General features: G+C 36.4%; 14 protein-coding genes. 8 read left to right on the top strand and 6 right to left on the bottom strand.

All coding sequences use genetic code 11. From position 1 onward, the window contains the following. Nucleotide 1 precedes the first annotated feature (1 nt). On the bottom strand, nucleotides 2-700 hold the full coding sequence (locus tag ACKPCA_RS10105; RefSeq protein ID WP_054719782.1) for an ABC transporter ATP-binding protein: 699 nt from the start codon (nucleotides 698-700) through the stop codon (nucleotides 2-4). A gap of 267 nt (nucleotides 701-967) precedes the next feature. Here ACKPCA_RS10105 and ACKPCA_RS10100 point away from each other — a divergent pair, with 267 nt between their 5' ends. From ACKPCA_RS10100 to ACKPCA_RS10090, 3 genes are all read left to right on the top strand, one after another. Then, the gene (locus ACKPCA_RS10100; protein WP_321278952.1) at nucleotides 968-2326 is read left to right on the top strand and encodes a sigma-54-dependent transcriptional regulator; all 1359 of its coding nucleotides are present in this window, start codon (nucleotides 968-970) and stop codon (nucleotides 2324-2326) included. Beyond that, on the top strand, nucleotides 2316-3659 hold the full coding sequence (locus ACKPCA_RS10095) for a sensor histidine kinase (protein WP_321278950.1): 1344 nt from the start codon (nucleotides 2316-2318) through the stop codon (nucleotides 3657-3659). The genes ACKPCA_RS10100 and ACKPCA_RS10095 overlap by 11 nt, the downstream gene beginning before the upstream one ends. A gap of 196 nt (nucleotides 3660-3855) precedes the next feature. Then, nucleotides 3856-5295, top strand: a complete 1440-nt coding sequence (locus tag ACKPCA_RS10090; protein WP_321278949.1) for a hypothetical protein — start codon at nucleotides 3856-3858, stop codon at nucleotides 5293-5295. A gap of 122 nt (nucleotides 5296-5417) precedes the next feature. On the opposite strand, the gene ACKPCA_RS10085 is transcribed toward ACKPCA_RS10090, so the two are convergent. From ACKPCA_RS10085 to ACKPCA_RS10065, 5 genes are all read right to left on the bottom strand, one after another. Then, on the bottom strand, nucleotides 5418-8801 hold the full coding sequence (locus ACKPCA_RS10085; protein ID WP_321278948.1) for an alpha-amylase family glycosyl hydrolase: 3384 nt from the start codon (nucleotides 8799-8801) through the stop codon (nucleotides 5418-5420). Nucleotides 8802-8939: 138 nt separating this feature from the next. After that, nucleotides 8940-10679: a SusF/SusE family carbohydrate-binding protein gene (locus ACKPCA_RS10080; protein WP_321278947.1), complete on the bottom strand. Its 1740-nt coding sequence runs from the start codon at nucleotides 10677-10679 to the stop codon at nucleotides 8940-8942. A gap of 2 nt (nucleotides 10680-10681) precedes the next feature. Next, nucleotides 10682-11773 (bottom strand): SusF/SusE family carbohydrate-binding protein, encoded by a 1092-nt coding sequence (locus ACKPCA_RS10075; protein WP_054719801.1) that lies wholly within the window; start codon nucleotides 11771-11773, stop codon nucleotides 10682-10684. An 18-nt stretch (nucleotides 11774-11791) separates the two neighbouring features. Next, nucleotides 11792-13354: a RagB/SusD family nutrient uptake outer membrane protein gene (locus ACKPCA_RS10070; protein ID WP_321278944.1), complete on the bottom strand. Its 1563-nt coding sequence runs from the start codon at nucleotides 13352-13354 to the stop codon at nucleotides 11792-11794. Nucleotides 13355-13373: 19 nt separating this feature from the next. Beyond that, nucleotides 13374-16346, bottom strand: coding sequence for a SusC/RagA family TonB-linked outer membrane protein (locus ACKPCA_RS10065; RefSeq protein ID WP_321278943.1), 2973 nt, complete (start codon nucleotides 16344-16346; stop codon nucleotides 13374-13376). A 423-nt stretch (nucleotides 16347-16769) separates the two neighbouring features. Between ACKPCA_RS10065 and ACKPCA_RS10060 the strand changes: the two genes are divergently transcribed. The 5 genes from ACKPCA_RS10060 to ACKPCA_RS10040 all read left to right on the top strand — a co-directional run bounded on the left by ACKPCA_RS10060 (nucleotide 16770) and on the right by ACKPCA_RS10040 (nucleotide 24603). Next, nucleotides 16770-17786: a LacI family DNA-binding transcriptional regulator gene (locus tag ACKPCA_RS10060; RefSeq protein ID WP_054719808.1), complete on the top strand. Its 1017-nt coding sequence runs from the start codon at nucleotides 16770-16772 to the stop codon at nucleotides 17784-17786. A 484-nt stretch (nucleotides 17787-18270) separates the two neighbouring features. Continuing rightward, on the top strand, nucleotides 18271-19614 hold the full coding sequence (locus ACKPCA_RS10055; RefSeq protein WP_321278942.1) for an MFS transporter: 1344 nt from the start codon (nucleotides 18271-18273) through the stop codon (nucleotides 19612-19614). Between the two features lie 22 nt (nucleotides 19615-19636). Next, on the top strand, nucleotides 19637-20284 hold the full coding sequence (pgmB, locus tag ACKPCA_RS10050) for a beta-phosphoglucomutase (RefSeq protein ID WP_321278941.1): 648 nt from the start codon (nucleotides 19637-19639) through the stop codon (nucleotides 20282-20284). A 73-nt stretch (nucleotides 20285-20357) separates the two neighbouring features. Continuing rightward, nucleotides 20358-22670 carry a glycoside hydrolase family 65 protein gene (locus ACKPCA_RS10045; RefSeq protein WP_321278939.1) on the top strand — a complete coding sequence of 771 codons (2313 nt, stop codon included), beginning with the start codon at nucleotides 20358-20360 and terminating at the stop codon, nucleotides 22668-22670. 187 nt (nucleotides 22671-22857) lie between these two features. Continuing rightward, nucleotides 22858-24603 (top strand): glycoside hydrolase family 13 protein, encoded by a 1746-nt coding sequence (locus ACKPCA_RS10040; RefSeq protein WP_321278937.1) that lies wholly within the window; start codon nucleotides 22858-22860, stop codon nucleotides 24601-24603. The last annotated feature ends 8 nt before the right edge of the window (nucleotides 24604-24611 follow it).

The raw sequence follows: 24611 nt of genomic DNA, 5'->3' as shown, positions 1-24611 counted from the left end.
ATTAATATTCAATTTGTGCAAACTCTTTCTTTGTATTTTCTATAGTAACTTCACCATCAAATAATCTGATTACGCGATGTGCGAACTCAGCATCTCGCTCCGAGTGAGTTACCATTACAATGGTGGTGCCTTCTGCGTTCAACTCACTTAATAAATTCATTACTTCAAGGCCGGTTTTTGAATCCAAATTACCTGTTGGCTCATCGGCAAGTAAAAGTTTTGGGTTGGGTGCTATGGCACGTGCAATGGCAACTCTTTGCTGTTGTCCACCCGATAATTGTTGCGGATAATGGTTTTTTCTATGGCCTATCTTCATCCTGTCAAGCATTTCCAGAACACGCTTTTTCTTCTTGCCAAAATCGTATCGTAAATACTTTAATGGCAATTCTACATTTTTGTATACACTTAATTCATCAATCAAGTTGAATGATTGAAAAACAAAATTGATATTCCCTTTGCGAAATTTATTGCGCTGCTTTTCTTTAAGTTTACTAACCTCATTATTGTAGAAATGATACTTGCCACTGGTAGGACTATCTAACATGCCTAGAATATTTAATAGGGTAGATTTTCCACAACCCGAAGGGCCCATAATGGCTACAAATTCTCCTTCTTTTATTTCCAGGTTAACTTTATTTAAGGCAGTGGTTTCAACCTCTTCGGTTCGAAATACTTTGCTTAGGTTTTCTATTTTGATCATTTTGTTTTATTAAAGATTCGTAAGTTATATAATTATTATTGTCATGCATAAAAGAATAGTAGTTCTTCATACTGTAACAGTATTACTATAGTTGTGCCATTGATTCTAATTGCTGTGTTTAGAGGTAGTTGTGTTATAATAGTGGTTTGAGTAGGATATTCTAGTTGTAAAAATTCTTTATTCTTACTGTATAGTTTCTTTACATTCTGTTGAGTTGTTGATTCCATTTCTCTACATTTGGAAGACCTAATCCGAGAAAATATGTCAATGGGAAATATTTTAATTGTAGACGATCATAAACGCGTAAGAATTTCTCTTCAAATGTTATTACAAGATGAGTTCGATACGGTTAATGTACTTTCAAATCCCAAAAGTTTACTTCGCGAGTTGCAGGTGAATTCTTATGACATTGTTCTTTTGGATATGAACTTTTCTGCAGGGGTGAATACAGGAAACGAAGGCTTGTTTTGGATGAATGAAATCCTAAAATATGATCCTGAATTGGCAGTTGTATTACTAACCGCCTACGGAGATGTAGAATTGGCAGTAAAAGCCGTTAAAAAGGGAGCCACTGATTTTGTGTTGAAGCCATGGGACAACAACAAGTTGATCTCTACTTTGAAATCGGCTTTAAGCTTGAGACTATCGAAAAAGAAGATACAAAAGCTGGAAACCGATAAACAAGACTTAACCCGAGAGTTGAATCAGAACAAGTCCGAAATGATTGGTCGATCAACTGCGATGATGAATCTGCGAAAGCTGATGCAAAAAGTAGCGGTTACCGATGCAAATGTTTTGGTTTTGGGTGAGCATGGTACAGGAAAGGAGTTGATTGCACGAGAAATACATCAGCAATCCCAAAGAAGCATGAAACCTATGGTTTCGGTTGATATGGGAGCCATGAGCGAATCGCTTTTCGAAAGTGAATTGTTTGGTCATGCAAAAGGAGCCTTTACCGATGCCAAGGAAGACAGGCAGGGAAGGTTTGAGTTGGCTTCGGGTGGTACCATCTTTCTGGATGAGATTGGAAACCTATCATTGGCCATGCAGGCCAAATTGTTGTCCGTACTACAAAATAGGCAGGTAATTCGCCTTGGCGATCATCAAACCAGGAGCATTGATATTCGTTTGGTATGTGCTACCAATAAAAACCTTCAGGAAATGGTTGCCGAAGGAACATTTCGTGAAGATTTACTTTATCGCATCAACACCATTCAAATAGAGGTACCTTCTTTGCGTGATCGCGTTAGCGATGTTGCACTGTTGGCAGAGTATTTCCTAATGAAATATGCAACGAAATACGATAAAAGAAGGTTGACTTATACTGATGAGGCTATTGATAAGCTGCAGAATTACCCATGGCCGGGAAATGTTCGCGAGTTGCAACACGCTGTCGAAAAGGCGGTAATACTCTCGGAAGGAGATAAAATTACATGTGAAGATTTTCTATTAAAGCAGAATGGAGTCAGAGCAAGCAATTTGCCACCTCAAAGCTTTGTGGATATGGAAAAACAAATGATTCTTACTGCTATGGAACGTCACGAAGGAAATCTAACACATATGGCTCGAGAGCTTGGCGTTACCCGCCCAACTCTTTATCACAAAATCAGGAAGTATGATTTATAAAAGCCTTTTTATTCAGGTTCTAATTCGCCTCAGTAGTATTCTGTTGTTGAGTTTTCTTATGGGATGGATCTTTTGGGCTACGGCTTATCCTTATATGGCTTTATTGGTGTTAATGCTCATTCTTTGGTTAAGTTATCATTTGATTCATTATTTGAATACAACCAATCGTTTGTTATCGCAATTTTTTCTATCGGTTAAGAATGAGGATTCAGCATTAAGTTTTCCTAAAAATATATCTGGTAAATCCTTTGATGAGTTGCGCAAGGGAATGCAGGAGGTGAACCATACCATTAGAGATTTACGCTTAAAAGCACAGAAAACTGAGATGATAAGTGATGCCATTATTGAGCATGCAGCAGTAGGCTTGCTTTCCTTTAATGAGAATGGGGTAGTGGAGTGCATAAACCATAAGGGGCGTGAACTATTGGATGTGCATAATCTTTATAACATTAAGGCTTTGCAAAAAAACGATGCAGACTTGTTTGATCTGTTTGAGAAAATGAAGGCTGGAGATACCCGTGTCTTTCATTTAAATGTAAAGAACTTAAGTAGATATCTGCTAATTTCTTGCACTACTATTAAACAGGAAAACAAGGAATTAAAGCTGTTATCCTTTACGGATATTAAAAATGAGATGGATGCGCAGGAGTTGGAATCCTGGCAGAAGTTGATTAATGTGCTTACCCATGAAATTATGAACTCAGTTTCTCCGCTAACCTGTTTGTCGGAAAAATTAGAGAACAACTATCAGCAAATAGAAGTGGGAACTGTTCTTACCGAATCGGTTCTTACAAAAACACGCAACGGACTTCAGGTGATAAAGGAGCAAGGGCAGGGACTCATGTATTTTGTAGAGGCTTATCGTGAACTCTCGAGAATACCAAAGCCTAATCGGCAAGCCATTGTTGTATCTCAACTGTTTGTCCATCTGCAAGATTTGTTGCACATGTATTCCAACGAGCAAGTACAATATCATTTCAGTATTCGTCCAAAAGACTTACATTTCTATGCCGATGAGGCTCTTGTGAAACAGGTTTTAATTAATCTGGTGAAGAATGCTCGTCAGGCCATTTACGGCAAAGGAGAAATACACTTGAAAGCAGAGGGAAAACATGAGGCTTGTGTCGAAATCAGTATTACTGATAATGGTTGTGGAATTTCTGCCGAGGATATGAAAAATATATTTATCCCATTTTTTACTACCAAGGAGGAAGGATCCGGTATTGGCTTGAGCCTCACACGCCAGATTATGCGTCTACACAACGGGCACGTTTCGATAGAATCGGAGGAAGGGGAAGGTACAAAGGTCAAATTGGTTTTTCCAATAAAGTAGTTGAGATAAAAGGAAAAAAGAAGGAAAACTTACAAGCTATCGGTATGCCCTTTTAGAATTAAGATCCATTAAGGATTTTTAACCAATTTTATACTTTATTTCGTCAAACTATTGGTTTGAAACTAAAACATATACGCTATTTAAACCGTATTTAAATAGACAGCAATTCCTTTTATTCAGCTTTAAACCAAATACCATGTTATACAAAAAAATGAAATGTATTATTGGTAGGTGTTATTTGATACTTGCCATATTGGTTGGCACGGCCACATTTACAAGTGCACAGGAACAATTTATACAAGATTCTATCCCATATGATGATGTACGTGCTGATGAATCAGATCAAATTCAGAATCAAGAAAAACAGAATAAGGACGGCATTCCCATTGGCTTATTTGCCTACAACAAATGGGTGGATTTAAACGAAAATGAAATCGTTGAGAAGAATGAGTTTTTTGGACTCGGGAAACAATCTTATGCCAAGGGGGAGTCTATTAGTGCTTCTTTGTACGATCCGGCAATAAAAGAAGGGACGAACTTGAAGCTTAGAATTTGGGATACGAGTGGTAACCTAATTCGAACAGTACGTAAAAACTATACCTCAAAACCTTTATTTACCTACTCAAACTTCGATGCTTTTTTGCCAGTGGGAGAGTATATCTTGACAATCAATCCGGCAGAATCGGGGAAAACATATCAGATTAACTTTTTAATAAAGGAACCTAATGGCAATGCTTTCGCAAAAATCAGGAAGAAACTGCTTCCCGAGAGTTTTCACCTGTTTAAGGAATGGATTGATGAGGATGGAGATATGAAAATGGATAGTGCAGAGGTAATTGGTTTGAATCAGAGGCAGTTTGCGCTTGGAAAAGTTGATTTTCAAGTTGGACTTAACCTTCCAATGAATAATAAGCAAGTGGTTTATCAGATTTGGAATTCTACCTATGATATGATTGCAATGAATATTTCCAGCTTGGATAGTTTGCAACACTATACCATGAAAGAAGACACGATTCATCCTGGCAATCAATTCTTACGGGTTTTAAAAAATGTACCTGAGGGAGAGTATATGATTACGGCCTCTTTGGATATGAAGGACCCAATACAATATCGAATATTAGTACAAATTGGCGATTCTACTGCCAATATTGTTAAAACCGATGAGGCTGTGACAGCTCAAACTGATGAAACACCAGAATTGGAAGAGGTAACCGAAAAGATTCCAGAAACTCCTGTTATGGCAATGAATATTAGTGAGAATGTTGAGAATTTGGCTCCAGAGTTCACCAAAGGTCAGGAAGGATTCTTCTTTTTTACTGGTTTTATTGATTTGAATGAAAACAATAAGCAGGAGAGAGAAGAGTTTATGGGAGCTGATCAAGAGCATTATTATTCAGAGTCGGAGAATATATTTGTCCAGTTTCATTTAAAGCAATTTGTCAATAGTGAATTGAATCTGAAAATATTTAATGCAGAAGATCAAATGGTTCGTGAACAGATTGGGTATTATACTGATTCTCCTTTTGTGTTTAAAGTGTCTATGCCAGATGAACCATTAATTCCTGGCGAATACAAGTTAATTGTGCAACCAGGTGATTCGGAAATAAAATATCGATTGGAGTTGACGATTAAATAAGGTCACAATCTTATTATATAAAAACTCCCGCTTGGCACTGTAGCAAAGCGGGAGTTTTACTTGATCTATAAACTATAAAGAAAACTTGTTTTATTTTAATTCTGCTATTGCGTTGGTATTAATTATTGTTTCATCACTTTTTTTGTCAGTTTCGATCCATCTTCCATTTCGAAAATGAATAAATACATGCCACTTGCTAGCTTGCTAAGATTTACTTCTTCCGAATTATTTGGACTACCAATTGTTCTTACCATGCGACCACTTAAACCATAAATCTTAATCTGATTAACGCCTTTTAAGTTAGATAGGTGTAGAATATCTTTAACAGGATTAGGATACATTTTAAGCTCTTTTTCCAATATGTCATCTATTCCTGTCGTAAAAGCTATGATATCAGTATAATTGCTATATGCCTTATTTCCTGTAAGTAGTTCTCCTGTTTCGGCAACAGGTGTAACTGAAAATCGGATGTATTTTCCACCATCAGCATTAAGCAAGGTGTAATTTAAGCTTGTTGCACCCGAAATCTCACTTTCATTCGTACCTTGTTTATTATCTGACCTGTACCACTGGAAAATTGAAGAGCCTTCAGCATCATTTTCAGGGTCGCTATATACATAACTTGCAGTTAGAGTTTCACCTTCTGTAAGAGTTCCAGTAATTTCAACATTGCTTGCTACAGGAGCATTTACCAATGATACCACCTGTTCTGTATAAGTAGAATAAACTGTTTTACCCTCAAGTAGTTCACCGGTTTGCGCAACAGGAGTCACTGAGAATCGAATGTATTTGTTGCGATCGTCGCCAGTAAGCTGATAAGTTGTACTTGTGGCACCACTTATACTCATTTCATTCCTACCATTGGTATCTTCAGCTCTGTACCATCTGTAAACAGAAGCTCCTTCTGTATCTCCATTTACATCAGCGTAGGAATAAGATGCAGTAAGAGTTTCGTCTTCTTTAGCTGTTCCTGCAATGCTAACATTACTAGCAACAGGTGCTGCGATAACATTCGGCTGAGTCAATTGTTTTGTGGTGTAGATATGATATTCTCCTGGTTGAAGTGTAATGCTAGCATCGATAGCAGTTACATTAACTTCTTGCCCAGAGAAATAATCGTACCATGTTCCTGTTTTGCTAAAATTAGCAGATATACTACCTTCCTTGATATCAAAATTACCAATGATACGAACATCCATATCAGCATGATTGATTTCGATACGCTTTAAGGCCTGTGAAGTGATTAAATTAAAATTGTCTGATTCAAAAGCAGGCTCTTCCTTTTTAATCTTTGCCAAGGCAGAAAATACCTGATATACTTTTTTACGATAAGGATCATCCTGATATTCCCATTTTACTGGTTTTTTCCCAGTTCTATCATTGTAATTGATAGAGATATCATAGCCTAGTTCGCCAAATTGCCAGATCATTTTTGGTCCGGGAATGGTTAGGAAGAAGGCTGCCGCAGTTTCTATTCTTGAAAGGCCGGTATTCAAACTTCTTACATTGTAACCATCTAAAGATTTACCTTCAGTAAGATTACTATACATCATTCGTTCTTCATCGTGACTTTCCATATAACTTACAAGCTTAGGACCATCCCAATCTCTATTTTTCCATGAAGTCCAATTAAAATCAGAGCTATTACCAATAGTGGCTGCACGATAGTCATAATTAGCATTGCCCCAAAGAAGGATATCGTGAGCAGCAAGTTCTTTTTCTTCTTGATTATCGGATAGATGCTCGAAGATTACTACAGCATCAGATTTTACATTCCAGATTTCTGTTGCCATTCGCTTTAGGTTGGCAATCCTGGCTGCATCGTACTGACTACCCCATGGGTCAGAAGAAGCACTATGAGTTGTGTTCGAGAATCCTTTGGTAAAATCGAAACGGAAACCATCAATGTGGTATTCTTCCATCCAGTATGAGTTGATTCTATCTACCAAATCTTTTGTTGCTTGACTCTCGTGGTTCAAATCATAGCCCCAATGTGCATCGGGGTTCTCGAAATTATGCTCTTGATTGTACCAAGGATTTTCAGCGCTTGGCTTACTGCCATCGAAATACATTCGCAAGAATGGTGATTGTCCGTAGGTGTGATTCAATACCATATCCATTAATACGGCAATTCCTCTTTTGTGGCATTCATTGATAAAAGTTTTGTAATCATCTTTTGTTCCATAAGCTTTGTCGGGCGCAAAATAGAACGATGGATTGTAACCCCATGAATCATTTCCTTCAAATTCGTTGAATGGCATTAACTCAATTGCATTAACACCTAATCTTTCCAAATAATCCAGAGTATCTGTTACTGTTTTGATATTACCAGCAGCAGTGAAATCTCTAACATGAAGTTCATAAACAACCAAATCTTCCTTTTTAGGCATGGTAAATCCATTATCGGTCCAGCTAAATGCAGTTTGTGCTGTTTGGAATACACTGGCTATTTCTGTTGTTTTTCCTTCCGGATAATCAATCAGATTTAGATAGGTTTCATCAGTAATATACTTGTCATTCCAAGGATCTGATATTTTATCGGCATATGGATCTGCAATTTTTATGTCTCCATCAATAAGATATTGGAAAATGTACTCTTTGCCAGCTTGAAGATTGTTAATGGTCACCCAAAAGTTGTCACCATCCTTCTTCATTTGGTACATGTTATCGAGTTTCCAATCCGAAAAATCTCCAATAACATATACATATTCCTTGTTGGGAGCATACAGAACAAGTGTTACTGAAGTAGCATCAATATAATTGATACCAGCAACAACATTGGCTGGCATACTTTCATTCACAACATCTTCGCGAACGAAGAAATTAACTGTATCTCTCACCTCTTCTGAACCATCTGAGGCAACAGCTACCAATTCATGATTACCAGCAATATCAGTATTTATGATTTTACTAATTTCAGCTGCTGTGGTAGTTTCATTTTCAACTCCATCAAGATATAGTGTTAGACTTGTGCTCGCATTTGATTGTATTGTAACCTGTAAATCCTCATTTTTTTGAATGACTTTGTTGTTAATAGGGGCTGAGAAGCTAACATTTAAGCCACCTTCACTTACATCTGCAAAAATGTCTTTGCCACCATCGTCTTTCCCTTCTTTTGAATTGTCAGAAGAACGGAATACGAAAGCCATTTTTAATATTTTTTCTCCATCTACAACACCGTAGTATTCACGAATGCTTGGAGTAATCTTCAATTCCCACTTGTTGTTTCCAAGTGAGGTCAATTTGTACTTGGCACTATTATCACCCCAGGTAGGAGCATATTTCCAGTCGGTATCTGATGTACTTTTATCAGTGATTACACCTGTGTGAGCATAAACATCTCCGGTGTAATCCTTTAATCCTCCAGTTCCCAAAGTAGCGTCAAAAGTAATGGTCACTTCATCACTTTCGGTAGGAAAGGCAGGGGAGGTAGTTATGATTTGTGCCTGACTAATGAATGACATTAGCAGGAATATAAAGGTAAGATATGTGTAAAGTTTCTTCATAATCAGAACTTTCTATTGATTGAATTCCGTTTGGTTTCAGTATAAAAAAATGCAATCAGCAACCAGAATAGTTACCAATTGCATTTAATTATTTGAAGCAGGGTAGCCTCATGACTACCCTACGTGCTTATAGTTTTATTAAGGAGTTGTGATTGAACCAGCTCCAGTTAAGAAGTTAAGAGAGATATTGTCACCTGCAGTAACATTTACTCTTTCCTGGTCACCACCTGTTCCTCTGAATTCAATTTTGTCATTAAGAACGATGAATTCAGCTTGCCACCAATCACAGTTCAATGTTGGTGCATCAACATACATTCTTAATTCTCCATCATTAGGAACCCCATCAAATTTAATTACTTTATTGGTATTGTCAACAGTGAAAAGATCGGCAGGATCTCCACCTTCCCATCCACCAAATACATTACCCATACCGTAAACCTTAGGCTCTGCAATTTCGATAGTGTTATTTGCTAAGTCAACAACAACCATATAATATCCAGCTGTTGCAGGAACAGGAATGTCAGTACCACCTTTGGCGTAAACACCATCGGTTGCATCACCCTCTCTACCAAAGTCTCCACCTGCCCATGCAGCTTGAGGAGCACACTTAAAGTTTCCTGAACCTTTCATCCAAACAATTTTCCAGAACAATTCAGGATGACTGTGAACAGGAACAAATTGAAGTTCGTTTTTCCAATTCCAGTCTTCATCATCCGGACCAACACCATTACCTGTCATGTATAATTCGGTTGGATATACAGGCTTAGCAACAATTGCGAAAGTACCTGCGTTTAGATCTACTGTAATGTCATATTCAGCATCACCACCATCGAAAGTAATGTTACCATTAGCAGTTTTTGGACCTAAGATACCAGTGTTGCCATTTTCTTGAATGTTACCCCAATCAAGGTCACCCCAGCTTTGCTGACCGATAAATTTGAACTGAGCACCATCTTTCAATACTTTCTCAATAGTATAAACACCTTCGCTTACTTTAGTAAATGCAACAGCATTTCCAGCATCCCAGGTAGGATCAGTAGCATTGTAGTCACCAACAAGGTAAAGATTGTCGTAATCAAAACCATAAGTAGCTGAACCTACTACATGAGAAGTAATGTTTAGTGAGCTTGATACAAAGTCAGCTTCAACTTTATACCATCCAGTTTCACCAGTGAATTTGAAGTTTCCAGCATTGTCTCCAGCAGCTTCGATATTATCAGATTTTGTTGCGAATTTACCAAAGTTGTAATCATATCCATCGCTAGCTTGTTTTTCAGCAAATTTGAATAAACCATCTTTAGTAAGCTTCAAGTATTTGGTGTAAATGTCATTAGCACCATAAGCTTTTAAAGCTTTTGTTACATCTGATTCAGAAGTAGCTGTTCCATAGATGTAGAATTCTGATGGAATTGGTACATCAAGGTATGGAGTTACTTTCATAGAAACTGCATTCGAATACAAGCTATTTAGATCTTCATTTGCAAAAGCTCTAATTCTTGCTTCCAACTCTACTTTCTTTGCAGGAGGATATCTTCCTGAAATCAACTCATTAAGAGCTCCTACTTTAATTGCAGTTGTTGTTTCTGCAATTCTATCAAATTCCAAAGGATTGGCAAATTCATTACCTACAGTATCAATCTGAACGTAATATCTCACTCCAATAGGATCTGCGAAAGTAGATTCAGACCAGGTAAGTTCAACAATGGTTTCACCTTCGTTCTTTTTCATAAGAACCAGGTCAATCTCTTCTGCTAGTTCATTAAGTACCGGTGCGGTACCTTGAACTGGTTCTGTTACATTTGGCGTGTCAAAATCATCGTCGCAGGCAACGAATAGAACCGCCAAAAGTGATATAAATAAATATTTTATATTTTTCATGTTTATTTGATTTTACCAGTTTGATTAATAAAGTCAAGCTCTATGGTCTGTTCTCCTCCGTTAACATTAACTCTTTCCTGATCATCACCAGCTTCTCTGTAAACAATCTTACCATCAAAGAATAAGAATTCAGCATGCCACCAGTCTCCAATATATGGGTGGGTAACGTGTAATCTAAGTTCTCCAGCTTGTAAAGATTTTGTCAAGAACATTTTCTTGTTCTCAGCATCTAACTTAAACTTGTTATCATCTACAACAGAACTAGTAGGCCATACATTACCAATGGTAGGACCTGTAATGTATATGTTAGCAGGTTCTATTAGTAATTTGTTTGTTGCTAAATTAACACCAACGGTATAATAGCCAGCAGTTCCCGGAACAGGAATATCTTCACCTCTATTGTCAGTAGTACCTAATGTGTACTCTCCAGTAGCTGGGTCAGCATCTCCAATTTTACCGATTACTCCTTTGTAGTTTTCATCAGAGCAAAGTTTGAATGTACCATTAGCTTCCATCCAAACAATAGTCCAAGAATCATCTGGTTCACTATGAACTTTATTGAATTTAAGCTTGTTGTTTTGTGCAACACGTCCAACACCATCACCAAATAGATAGAATGTTTCAGGAGCAAAAAGAATATCCAAATATGGAGTAGTTGCAAAACTAACTGGTTCAGAATAAAGAGTATCAACTCCTGATAGTGAATAAGTCATAACTCTTGCAGAAACATTTGCTTCTACATCTACTGGTAATAAAAGAGATTCTGTAAGAAGCTCATTTAATGCACCTACTGTGAAAGTAAAAGAATCGTCTGCAGCGTCAATATCAAAAGTAACAGGGTTTGCAAAATCGCTTGATGCAGCAAATTGAAGCTGATGAGTTGTAACAATATCCACACCATATGAGGCAGGAGTATATGTTATTTTAATTGATTCAGCTTTAATAGCCTTAGAAATGTTCAAAGTTGAACCGAAACCTGTAATGTTACTAGCAGGCTCATAATTTGAATCATTTAATTTGGTAATATCATCGTCATCGCAAGAAAAAAAGCTTACTGCGAGAAGTAATATTAGTATGTATTTTATATTCTTCATAACGTATTTTTAAATCTATTAATAACCTGAGATATTTGACAGATTTGGATTCGCGTTGATATCTGACGATGGAATTGGAAATACATTATATTTTGCATCAGTTGATTTTCCTTCTGCAACAGCACCTTTCCATGGCCAATTGTATGTTCCGCCTGTTAGTTTTCCAAATCGAATAAGGTCAGTTCTTCGGTGACACTCCCAATAAAGCTCACGAGCTCTTTCATCAAGAATAAAATCTAATGTAAGATCAGCTTCTGTAATATTTGCTGAGGTATTACCATATGCTCTTACTCTAAGTTCGTTGATATAATCTACTGCAGCAGTTTTAGTACCACCCGTACCTCCAAGAAGTACAGCTTCAGCATATACCAGATAGAAGTCTGCCAGTCGGTACAATGGGAAGTCGGTATCAGGGAATGATAAATTTGAACCTACAGCACCAGTTGATGTAACGTTTTTAAATTTACGTAATGCATACCCATCTCTAAAGTTGAAAATATCAGCAATTTCAAGGTTTTGACCTTCTGTCCAAATTAAACCTCTTTTATCTGTTCCATCAACATCAGGGAAAAGGCTAACGAAAGATGATGTAGTTCGGTTACCACCCCAACCACCATCGATACCAGACTCACTTGCAGGCATATCGCCTCCAACGGTAGAGTGGATGATGAAAGTCATACCTCCCCAAGTTTGAGTGCTATTACCATCTGATGTAATAGGGAAAATGATTTCATTGGTTCTTAGGTGATTATCAGCTAAGAATAAATTCTCATAATCAGCTTCTAATGAATAGCTATCTATAATTTTATTACTATAGGTAATTGCTTCAGTATACTTAGGAGTATTAATGTAAACTTCTGCATTCAAATACATTTTTGCTAGAATTGCCCACGCTAAACCTTTATCCGCTCTACCATACTCATTGGTTCCTGGATCCATTAGGTCATTTTCAATAGTAGTAAGTTCAGTTTCTACATAATCAAAAAGTTGTTTTTGCGTTGCCATTTCCGGGAAGAAAAACGAACCCACTTCATCTTCTTCTGTTACGAACGGCCCACGACCAAACATGTCCAACATGTGATAGTAACTTAGAGCTCTTAATACTCTTGCTTCATTTCTAAAATCAGCATATTCAGGTTTGTCTGTAGTAAGTTTAATTAAGTTGTTACAGTATGCAATTTGTAGGTTAATACGATAGTACATTGCTGTCACAAACTCATTTGAACTGTTCCAATCTTGATCATGAAGGTCTCTTAAATTACCGTCATTCCAAGCACAGATTGCTTCATCAGTTGGAAGCTCCTGGTGATTCCATAGTAATCTTAAATACGATGAAAAACCACCATTGATACTACTGATATCCTGATCGCTATCAACTGCTGTTTGACCTCCCAATATAAGCCCAGCATAGCATTTTGCTAACAGTTGCTTATATGATTCAGCATCAGTTAAAACATTATCACCAGTTTTAATATCCTCATCAAGAGGTGTCGTGTCCAAATCATCCGTACATGATACCAATGCAAATATTAATGCAAATGCTATCAGGATGTAATTTGTTTTATAATATTTCTTATTCATTGTCAATGTTATTTGCTAATTAAAACTTAACATTTAATCCAAACAAGAATGTTCTTGGTCTTGGATATACATCATTATCGATTCCTCCGTTAACTTCAGGATCTAAACCGCTATAATCTGTTATCACGAATGCATTTTGTACAGAAGCATATGCTCTTGCATTAAAATCAAAACCTAATAGAGGTTTTAACAATTTAGTGAAGTTATAGCCAAGAGTGATATTATCAATTCTTAAGAAAGAAGCATCTTCAAGGAAATAGTCAGAATATTGCTGCGCTGTTTCGAATTGAGACTTGTTAATCTCAGAAGGCATATTGGTTAAATACTCATTTACTGTCATCTCTTGGTATCTACCACCTACGATAACATTGTTGTAAATTTGTCCCCCAAGTCCAATTCTACCGTTAAATCCAAAATCAAAATCTTTATATTTCAAATAAGATGAGAATCCCATATTAACATCCTGAGCAGGATCATCTGCATAATATCTATCTGCAGTTGTAATTTGACCATCTTTATTTCGGTCTACATAAAGTCCTTCAATTGGCTTTCCGTTTGCATCATAAACTTGCTCGTATACATAGAAAGTATTTAGGGCATGACCTACAGAGTGAATTTGAATAGTATTACCAACACCAACGCCACTAATACCTCCAACTTCAACTCCTCGGTAATTAGGATCGTCATAGTTAGTCAAACGAGTAACTTCATTCTTATTGTAAGAAAGGTTAAATCCAACTTCCCAGAACAAATCTTCTTTATCTATTGCGATAGCATTAATCGAGAATTCGAAACCATTATTTTCAAGATCACCTACATTCGTAAGAAGTCTATCGGTGAAGTTGGTTCCAGCTGGAACTGGAATTGTATTTAATAGGTCTTCGGTTTTACGCTTGTAAACATCGATTGTACCATTAAGTCTGTTGTTGAAGAATCCAAAATCGATACCTGCGTTGTAAGTTGTAGTCTTTTCCCATTGCAAGCCTTCGTCATAACCGTCAGGTCTGATTAAGGTGTAGTAATTACCACCAAATTGATATCTTGTTCTGGTGTCACTTAATCGATAAGTACCTAAATATGGGTAGTCACCACTATTCAATTCTTGCTGACCTGTCACACCATATCCTAAACGAACTTTAACACTACTAATGGCATCAATACTTTTCATGAATTCTTCTTCACTCATTCTCCAAGCAAATGCAGCAGAAGGGAATGTACCCCAACGGTTGTCTTTGTGAAATCTTGAAGAGCCATCTCTACGAAGAGTAGCAGTTAAGATATACTTATCTTTAAATGTATAGTTGGCACGACCGAAGAAAGAAACTAAATAGTTCTCGGTTTCATTTCTTGAATCTTCAATGGTTGCATTGTTTCTGTCCACTTCGAAAGCTGAAGATTTAGACCAGAAGTGTTGCCACTCGTAACCTCCCATAACGCTAATTTTACTATCCAAAGATGGTAGATCTTTATCGTATGTAAGGAAGAAATCTAATAATTCGTTCTTTTTTTCCTGAGTATAATCTCTTTTTACGCCAGTAGATGAAGCTCTTACCCATGATGCATCCAAATCAGTAATGATATCTCCATCACTATCAGAATAATCATATCCAAGTTTAACACTAGCTTTTAAATCAGGGAAGAAGTGTAATTTATAATCAGCTTGAAAATCAGCAATAACTCTCGACACTTCTGACTTATCTGCTTTTTGTTGTAATTGAGCAACAGGGTTACGTGTTCCGTTTACGTTTCTAGAACCATCGCTCATCAACCAAGTTGTATATCCTCCATAAATACCTGTTTTATTGAAAACAGATTGAGTTGGATCATAACGTAATGCACTTCCGATAGCACCTTTGTCTGCAAACTGATTTTCAATCATCATATACTTAAGACCCATATTAAGTTTTAAATGATCATCGAAGAAGCTTGGGTTTACATTTAAAGTTCCTGTAGTTCTTTGCATTTCTGAAGTCTGCAAAATACCTTTTTGATCAGTGTAACCAATAGATGCACGGTAAGGAATGTTTTTAATAGCTCCTGTAATACCTACATTGTGCTCATGACCAGAAGCATCACGATAAATTTCGTCTTGCCAATCTGTTGAAGCGTTACCAAGTAAATTAGGATTTACAGAAGAATTTGTCTTCGCTCTTTCATTTACTAAAGCTCTAAATTCATCAGCACTTAAAACATCAATTGTTTCTTTAATCTTACCAAAAGAAAATTTCGCATCGTAAGTTACTTGAATATCTTGTCCGGCTTTTCCTTTTTTGGTAGTGATAAGGATTACACCATTGGATGCTCTGGAACCGTAAATTGCTGTAGCAGAAGCATCTTTTAAAACTGTAAATGTTTCAATATCATTTGGGTTTAATGAACTTAAAACATTGCTCATACCATCAATAGCTCTGTTGTCCAAAGGAATACCATCAATTACAATTAACGGATCGTTACTAGCAGACATGGAAGAACCCCCACGAATACGAATTGTAGAAGCAGAACCGGGAGCACCTCCATCACTTACAATTTGCACACCAGCAACTTTACCTACGATTAAGTCTTGTGGAGAACTTGTTGAACCTTGATTAAAATCATCAGAGTTTACTGAAAAAACAGCCCCTGTTGCATCATCTTTTCTAACCTGACCATAACCAATAACAACAACTTCGGAAAGGTTTTCGGTTTCAACACTTAAAATAACATTTATTTGAGTTTGATCACCGACCAAAATCTCTTGTGTTTTGTATCCTACAAATGAAAATACAAGTGTAGAATTAGCATCAACTTTCAGCGTATAATTTCCGTCGATGTCTGTAGTTGTACCAATGGTGGTACCTTTTACTACAACGGAAACACCAGGTATACCCATGCCATCGTTTGCATCGGTAACAGTACCACTAACTGCCTTTTCTTGTGCCTGCAATACGGTAAATGAAAAAACCGTAACAAGCATGAGAAGCAGTTTTCTTAGCATACTAATGTTAAGTTCCATAAATAGAAATTTAAGATAAATTAGAATTTAGTTAATAGATTAGACATGTTTTAAATACTAAAAGAAATATGAACTCAAGTTTCCGACTCTTTAGCTTCCTCTTTTAGCATTCAAAATTATCTAAATCTTAAGTTAGTCTTAATTTTTTCTATTACCAAAGATACGAAATGACAAAATCAAGTTTTTAAACCATTGATATTTAAGTGTGAATAAATCATCGCAATCGTTACCGCAAACGTTTGATATGTAATTATGTCGATATGTGAATTCGGAAGCGGAATTATAAGAAATAAGTCAATTGATTTGTTTAAAATTTCCTATATTTACAGATGCTACAGCAATTTTGATTGGAGTGATTCTAATGCTTTGATAATATTAGGGTTGTGCAATCAATTTGATTTATTAAATCTCTATTAAATATCAATGAGAAGCGGACAAGTAACGATTAAAGATATTGCAAAGGAATTAGGCATTTCAGCCTCTACTGTATCACGAGCCTTAAAAGATCATCCGGATATCAGTGCAAAAACCAAGGAAGCTGTAAATGAATTGGCGAAGAAATGGCATTATAAACCCAATGCAGTTGCTCTTAGTTTAAGACATAGTAAATCGAATGTTATTGGAGTCATTATTCCGGAGATTGTTCATCATTTCTTTTCATCTGTAATTAGTGGGATTGAAAAAATTGCATATGAAGCAGGGTATAATGTTATGATGTTTCAATCGAATGAATCTTACGAGCGAGAACTGGCCAATGTACAAGCCTTGTTATCGAGTAGAGTGGATGGAGTGTTGGTGTCGATGTCTAAGGAAACAAGAGATTTTAGTCATTTTAAGGAGTTAAGGGATAATGGCATACCTGTTGTTTTTTTCGATAGAGTTTGCAATGAGCTTTCTTCTGACAACGTAATCGTTGATGACTTTGCGGGTGCTTTTACAGCTGTTGAACATCTAATAAATTCGGGTTGTAAAAGAATCGCTCATTTATCTGCGCCACAACACATGCTTTTGGGGCAAAATCGCCAGAAAGGATATAGACAAGCCCTGTTGAAACATAAGCTTCCAATTGATGAAGAATTAATTATTAAATGCGACAGCTTTGAGGAGGCATTAGATAAAACTCCGGATTTGTTGAGCCTTCCACAACCACCTGATGCTATATTTGCTGTTAATGAACTTACAGCAGCAGGTGCATTATCGGTTGTTAAAAAAGCGGGGTTTAAAGTTCCTGAAGATATCTCTATTATAGGATTCACAGATGGGGTTGTTTCACGAACTTCAGATCCGGCTTTAACTACTTTAGAACAACACGGGTATGAGGTTGGCTTAAGAGCCAGCGAGTTGCTTGTTGGAAGAATTAAGGAAGGAAATATGGATTATGAGCCTGTAACCAAGGTTGTAAAGACCAATTTGATTGTTAGGGGATCTACTAGAAATTGATAATCGATGTTATAATATTACAAGGAGTTGAGAAAGTTCAACTCTTTTTTTGTTTTTAAAAGTTAGAATATTGACTTAGAAATAAAAAAAATAAAATTTGTTGCAATCGTTTGAAATGGGTTTTCAGGCCTGTTTTTACTGGCTTACAGGCAGGTTGAGGCGCAAAACTTTTTGACAGATTGCTTACTTTTCCTTACTTTTGCCCCAGAGGGAAACCTCTTTTCCGACTTTATAAAATATACTTCCTTATAATATGATCTCATTTCTGGATAATCGAAGGAAATGAATAGGATCAAAATCCATTTTTTCTATTTGTGATGTAAAAGTTAGTTGGTCTTAAGCTGTATTGTGTTTTCAATATCGTGGATCATGATTAATTCCTTTTGTTTCTTTTATCCTAGTGTTGTGATATAAACTGTTACTTTAAAGGCAGTTTAAATTGAAATCAAACTTCTAAAAAGTAAGAAGAATTAATATCGATCAAATGAAGAAACAACCTCGTTTAAGCTTTTGGCAAATCTGGAACCTGAGCTTTGGATTTTTAGGTGTTCAGTTTGGTTTTGCATTACAAAATGCAAATGCCAGTAGAATATTAACAAGTTTAGGAGCAGATCCACATGAATTGTCATTTTTCTGGTTGGTGGCTCCAATTATGGGCTTGATAGTTCAGCCGGTTGTTGGTGCTGCAAGTGATAAAACGTGGAACCGATTGGGAAGAAGATCTCCTTATATTTTGTTCGGTGCAATCGTTTCTATGCTGGCAATGTTCTTAATGCCTAACGCTCCAATGTTTGTAAAAGCGGGTGGAGCTTTGGTTTTTGGCGTTGTAATGCTTGCATTAATGGATGGATCTTTCAATGTTACTTTCCAGCCATTTAGAGCATTGGTAGCTGATATGACTCCAGAAGAGCAACGAAATGTTGGTTATTCAGTGCAAAGCTTTTTAATTAACGTAGGTGCTGTAATTGGTTCTGCATTGCCTTTTATTATGACAGCTGCTGGAATTTCCAATGAGTCAGCAGGAGGTAATGTTGCTCCTTCGGTAATTTGGTCATTTTATATTGGAGGTTCCCTTCTTTTAATTAGTGTGCTGGTTACAGTATTTAAAACAAAGGAATATCCACCAGAAGAATTTGAGGCTTATAATAACATTACAGAAGAAGATAAGGAAACGAAAGAAAGTTTTTGGAATTTGTTGATGAATATGCCAAAAACCATGAAGCAATTATCTATTGTGCAATTGTTTTCATGGTTTCCACTATTTCTTTTATGGGTTTACTCTACAACTGCAATTTCTCAACATTATTTCGGCGTACCTATCGATTTTAATGCAAAAACAGAAACCAATAAGCAAATTTTAGATGCTTTTAACGAAGCTGGTAATTGGGTAGGTATTTGTTTCGCAGTTTACAGTTTGGTAGCGGCATTGTTTTCTATTCTAATGCCTAAGCTAATTAGCTTGACCAGCAGAAAAACAGTTTATGCAGGATCTTTAGTTATGGGAGGTATCGGCTTTATTTCTACCATGATGTTTAGCAACCATTACTTGCTATTGATTTCTATGGTAGGTGTAGGTATTGCATGGGCAGGTATTTTGGCTATGCCTTATACCATTTTATCAGGAGCACTTCCAGCGAAAAGGATGGGAGTTTATATGGGACTGTTCAACCTTACAGTAGTTGTACCTCAAATTTTAAGTGGTGTATTTGGTGGACCAATACTTCGTACTTTTTTTGGCGGCGATGGAATTTACATTCTAGTTCTAGCCGGTATTATCATGATTTTAGGAGCGATATCTGTATTCTTTGTGAAAGAATCAGATAAATAACAAAAACAATTTATAAAAACTGATGGGAAAGATTAGTGCATGCATCTTCGATTTAGATGGTGTGGTTGTTGATACCGCAAAGTATCATTACATCGCATGGAAGAGTTTAGCAAATGAATTGGGATTCGACTTTACCGAGGAGGATAATGAAAGATTAAAGGGCGTGAGCCGTATGAGATCATTAGATATCCTTTTGGAAATTGGAGGAGTTGAATTGGATGAAAAGACAAAACTGGAACTGGCTGATAAGAAAAACAAAAACTACGTGGAGTACATTTTAAAAATGACTCCAGATGAAATACTTCCTGGTGTAAAAGATTTCTTTAACGAACTTAAAGCTAAGGGAATTAAAATTGCTTTAGGCTCAGCCAGTAAAAACGCTATGACCATTTTGAATCAGTTAGAACTTGCTGATTATTTCGATGCTGTTGTTGATGGAACACATGTTAGCAATGCGAAACCAGATCCTGAAGTATTCTTAAAGGGTGCTGAGTTGTTGGGTGTTTCTCCATCAGAATGTATTGTTTTTGAAGATGCTGAAGCTGGTGTTGAGGCAGCTATAAATGGTAATATGAAATGTGTCGGTATCGGATCGCCTGATGTATTGGGAAAAGCAAATATTGTTGTTCCTGGATTTGTGGGTTTTTCAATGACTCAATTTAACTTTTAACGGTAAACAATTAACGTTAGCAGTAATTGTTTAAAAAGTTAACTGCTAATAGCTAATTAAAAGAAAATCAAACATGAATGAGTATTTAAAGCATGATGAGTGGTGTATAATTGAGGAAGGCTTTAATCCTGAAAACCACCGTGCATCAGAAAGTATATTTAGTTTGGGTAATGGTAACATGGGACAAAGAGCCATGTTCGAAGAGCATTATTCAGGCGAAACTTTACAAGGAACTTACGTAGCTGGAGTTTACTATCCGGATAAAACCAGAGTAGGATGGTGGAAAAACGGTTATCCTGAATATTTTGCAAAGGTATTGAATGCGCCAAACTGGATTGGTATTGACGTGAAAATTAATGGCGAAATGCTTGACCTTGCCAAATGTGAAGTGAGTGATTTTGTGCGCACTTTGAACATGAAAGAAGGAGTTTTAGAGCGTAGTTTTGTAGCTACACTTTCTAACGGAAACAAGGTGAAAGTTGAAGCCAAAAGATTTCTAAGTATCGTAACTTCTGAAGTTGGTGCCATTCGTTACTCTGTAACGCCATTAAATTTTGATGGTAAGATTGGATTCACACCTTATGTAGATGCAGATGTTACAAACGAAGATTCAAACTACGACGAACAATTTTGGAATGTTCTACAGACTAAGTCAATGAAAGGTGAGGCATACATTACTGCTGCAACTAAAAAACTTGACTTTCATGTTTGTATGAGCATGAAATATGAGGTGTTAAAGGATGGTCAGAAAGTTGATTTAAATCTTTCTTTAACTGAGAATGCCAAATATGTTGCCAATACAGTAGAAGTTGATGCCGAGCAAGATCAAGAGATTTCAATTTATAAATATGCAGCTGTATTAAGCTCACTAAATCACAGCAAAACTGATATTGCATCAGATGCACTTTCTGTAGTAGAGGCTGCTCAAGCTAAAGGCTATGGTGCTTTATTGGAAGAACATGTTAATGCATGGGCTGATAAATGGGATCATAGTGATATTGTTATTGAAGGTGATATTGCTGCTCAGCAAGCTATTCGATTCAATATTTTCCAAATGAATCAAACTTATACAGGTGAAGATGAAAGACTAAATATCGGTCCTAAAGGTTTCACCGGTGAAAAATATGGTGGATCTACCTACTGGGATACTGAAGCTTACTGTGTTCCTTTCTATTTGAGTACTTCTAAACCTGAAGTAACTCGAAATCTATTGATCTATCGTCATAAGCAATTACAAAAAGCCATTGAAAATGCAAAGAAACTTGGTTTCACAAACGGTGCTGCACTGTACCCAATGGTAACAATGAATGGTGAAGAGTGTCACAATGAGTGGGAGATTACTTTCGAAGAAATCCACCGTAATGGAGCAATTGCTTTTGCCATTTATAACTATATCCGCCACACAGGCGATAAAAAATATTTAGAAGAATATGGATTAGATGTGTTGATCGGAATTTCAAGATTCTGGAGCCAGCGTGTATCCTATTCTCAAGCGAAAAAGAAATACGTAATGTTAGGAGTTACAGGTCCTAACGAATACGAAAATAATATCAACAACAACTGGTATACAAGTACTATTGCAAACTGGTGTATGAAATATACACAAGAGGCAATGGCTCATGTGAAAGAAACCAATTCTGCTCGTTTCGAAGAAATCATGAAGAATTTAAACTTTGATTTTGAGACTGAAACTGCAAAGTGGAATGATATTATTGAAAATATGTACTATCCTGTTGATGAAGAAACTGGTGTTTTCTTACAGCAAGATGGGTATATGGACAAAGAGCAGATTTTAGCTGCAGATCTAGATCCAGCAATTCGTCCGATTAACCAACACTGGTCTTGGGATAGAATTTTACGTTCTTGTTTCATTAAACAAGCAGATGTATTGCAAGGAATCTACTTGTTCGAAGATCAATATGATTTGGAAACAATTCGTAAAAACTACGATTTCTATGAGCCAAGAACAGTTCATGAATCATCATTGTCGCCATGTATTCACTCTATTTTGGCAGCAAAAATTGGTGATGAAGAAAGAGCTTACAATTTGTACTTAAGAACTTCTCGTTTGGATTTGGATGATTACAACAAAGAGGTACACGAAGGACTTCACATTACAAGTATGGCAGGAACATGGATGTCTGTTGTAGAAGGTTTCGGTGGTATGAGAGTTGTAAATGGAAGTTTGGTATTTAACCCAATGCTTCCTAAAGTTTGGAAATCTTACTCATTTAAAGTGCGTTTTAGAGGTAACTTGTTAAATGTAAGAGTTTCGGAAGAGGGAGTAGGAGTTATTAATGAAGAAGGAGAAGCTATCAATATCTTCATTAAAGATGATGAATACAAAGTTGAAAAAGAAAGCAGTCTAGTAGTAGAGAACGCTTAATTAATAGTTATGGCAATTCAGGATAGTAGTTGATCTACTGTCCTGAATTTTAATATTAGTAATTCTTATGATGAGCATTGTAAAAAGAATACTTTTCCCAATTTTATTTTTTTCTTTTTTGAGTCTGACCTCTTTAGCAGCGAAAACAAAAATCGAAAGGCTTGAACCAGAATTCTGGTGGATTGGCATGGAGAATCCCAATCTTCAATTGTTAATTTATGGTCAAGAAATTGGAGATTACAAGGCAACATTGGATTATCCCGGTGTTACTATACAATCGGTGCAAAATGTTGAGAATGTGAATTACCTTTTTGTTAATTTGCAAATTGACAAATCTGCGAAAGCAGGAAAATTTAATATTACATTAACCAATTCCAAAGGAAAGGAACTAAAATATCAATATGAACTGAAGGAGAGAAGAAAGAATTCTTCAAACCGCAAAGGTTTTAATTCTTCGGATGTAATTTATTTATTGATGCCAGATCGTTTTGCCAATGGAAATCCCGAAAACGATTCAGTTGATGGATTGACCGAAAAGGCAGATCGAGCCAATTTTGATGGCCGCCATGGTGGTGATATTCAAGGGATCATTAATAAACTTGACTATTTACAAGATTTGGGAATTACTACATTGTGGAGTACTCCTTTATTGGAAGATAATGAAAAAAGAGGCTCATACCATAGCTATGCAATTTCCGATTACTACAATATTGATGCGAGATACGGAGGTAAAGAGGCTTATCTTAAATTGTCGAAAGAGTGCAAGAAAAGGGGGTTTAAGCTAATCAAAGACATGGTTTTTAATCACTGTGCAAGTGCTCACTGGTGGATGAAAGATCTTCCCCAGAAAGATTGGGTTCATCTTCATGATGAATACACAAACTCCAATCACCGTAAATCAACCTTATTGGATCCACATGCTTCTCAAGTGGATAAAATCAAATTTTCGGATGGCTGGTTCGATAAAAGCATGCCGGATTTAAATCAACAGAATGAACTGTTGATGACCTACTTGATTCAGAATAGTATTTGGTGGGTGGAATATGCCGATTTGGATGGAATTAGAATGGACACGCATCCGTACAACGATCCACAGGAAATGTCCAAATGGGGAAAGGCTCTATTGAAAGAGTATCCTCATTTGAATATAGTCGGTGAGACTTGGTACAAGAATGCGGCGGACATAGCCTATTGGCAAAAAGATGCATTAAATGCGGATGGTTACAATTCTTATTTGCCATGTGTTATGGATTTTCAATTGTTTTTCGCAATGGAAAAGGCATTTTTGGAATCTCAGCAATGGGAAAATGGAGTGGTTCGATTGTATAATAGCCTTGCAGCAGATTATCTATACAAGGATTTGAACAATATTCTGATTTTTTCAGAAAATCATGATACCGACAGAATTATGTCTACATTAGATGGTGATCTTGATAAGTTTAAACTGATGAACACTTTTTTGATGACTACTAGGGGAATTCCTCAAATTTATGCTGGAATTGAAATTTTGATGGAAGGAAAGAAGAGTGATGGAGATGGGAAAATGAGAATCGATTTTCCTGGTGGTTGGGAAGGAGATGGAAGAAATGCTTTTACAACCGATGGAAGAACCAATAAGGAAAATGATGCATTCAATTTTTTACAAAAACTGCTTCAATGGAGAAAAGTTAATCCTGTAGTTCACACTGGCAAACTCAAACATTATATTCCTGAAAATGATGTGTATGTCTATTTTCGATTTAATAATGAGAAAACTGTTATGATAGTGCTAAATAATGGTAGTGAAAAACAGGAATTGAGTTTGGATCGTTTTTCAGAGAATATAAAAGACTTTACAAAAGGATATGATATTTTGAGTGAACAAACCATTCAATTTTCAAATGGAAAATTAAGATTGAACGGCAACACATCAATGGTATTGGAATTAAAATAGAGAAAATA

Origin of the sequence: Marinifilum fragile (assembly GCF_963677365.1) — a bacterium.
GTDB lineage: Bacteria > Bacteroidota > Bacteroidia > Bacteroidales > Marinifilaceae > Marinifilum > Marinifilum fragile.
The sequence above is the reverse complement of the archived record's forward strand: the minus strand, read 5'-3'. Positions and strand labels throughout refer to the sequence as shown.

Bases quoted from the DNA above. Each gene is read 5' to 3' on its own strand.
- ACKPCA_RS10105 (WP_054719782.1), bottom strand. From the start codon at position 700: ATGATCAAAATAGAAAACCTAAGCAAAGTATTTCGAACCGAAGAGGTT.
- ACKPCA_RS10100 (WP_321278952.1), top strand. From the start codon at position 968: ATGGGAAATATTTTAATTGTAGACGATCATAAACGCGTAAGAATTTCT.
- ACKPCA_RS10095 (WP_321278950.1), top strand. From the start codon at position 2,316: ATGATTTATAAAAGCCTTTTTATTCAGGTTCTAATTCGCCTCAGTAGT.
- ACKPCA_RS10090 (WP_321278949.1), top strand. From the start codon at position 3,856: ATGTTATACAAAAAAATGAAATGTATTATTGGTAGGTGTTATTTGATA.
- ACKPCA_RS10085 (WP_321278948.1), bottom strand. From the start codon at position 8,801: ATGAAGAAACTTTACACATATCTTACCTTTATATTCCTGCTAATGTCA.
- ACKPCA_RS10080 (WP_321278947.1), bottom strand. From the start codon at position 10,679: ATGAAAAATATAAAATATTTATTTATATCACTTTTGGCGGTTCTATTC.
- ACKPCA_RS10075 (WP_054719801.1), bottom strand. From the start codon at position 11,773: ATGAAGAATATAAAATACATACTAATATTACTTCTCGCAGTAAGCTTT.
- ACKPCA_RS10070 (WP_321278944.1), bottom strand. From the start codon at position 13,354: ATGAATAAGAAATATTATAAAACAAATTACATCCTGATAGCATTTGCA.
- ACKPCA_RS10065 (WP_321278943.1), bottom strand. From the start codon at position 16,346: ATGGAACTTAACATTAGTATGCTAAGAAAACTGCTTCTCATGCTTGTT.
- ACKPCA_RS10060 (WP_054719808.1), top strand. From the start codon at position 16,770: ATGAGAAGCGGACAAGTAACGATTAAAGATATTGCAAAGGAATTAGGC.
- ACKPCA_RS10055 (WP_321278942.1), top strand. From the start codon at position 18,271: ATGAAGAAACAACCTCGTTTAAGCTTTTGGCAAATCTGGAACCTGAGC.
- pgmB (WP_321278941.1), top strand. From the start codon at position 19,637: ATGGGAAAGATTAGTGCATGCATCTTCGATTTAGATGGTGTGGTTGTT.
- ACKPCA_RS10045 (WP_321278939.1), top strand. From the start codon at position 20,358: ATGAATGAGTATTTAAAGCATGATGAGTGGTGTATAATTGAGGAAGGC.
- ACKPCA_RS10040 (WP_321278937.1), top strand. From the start codon at position 22,858: ATGGAGAATCCCAATCTTCAATTGTTAATTTATGGTCAAGAAATTGGA.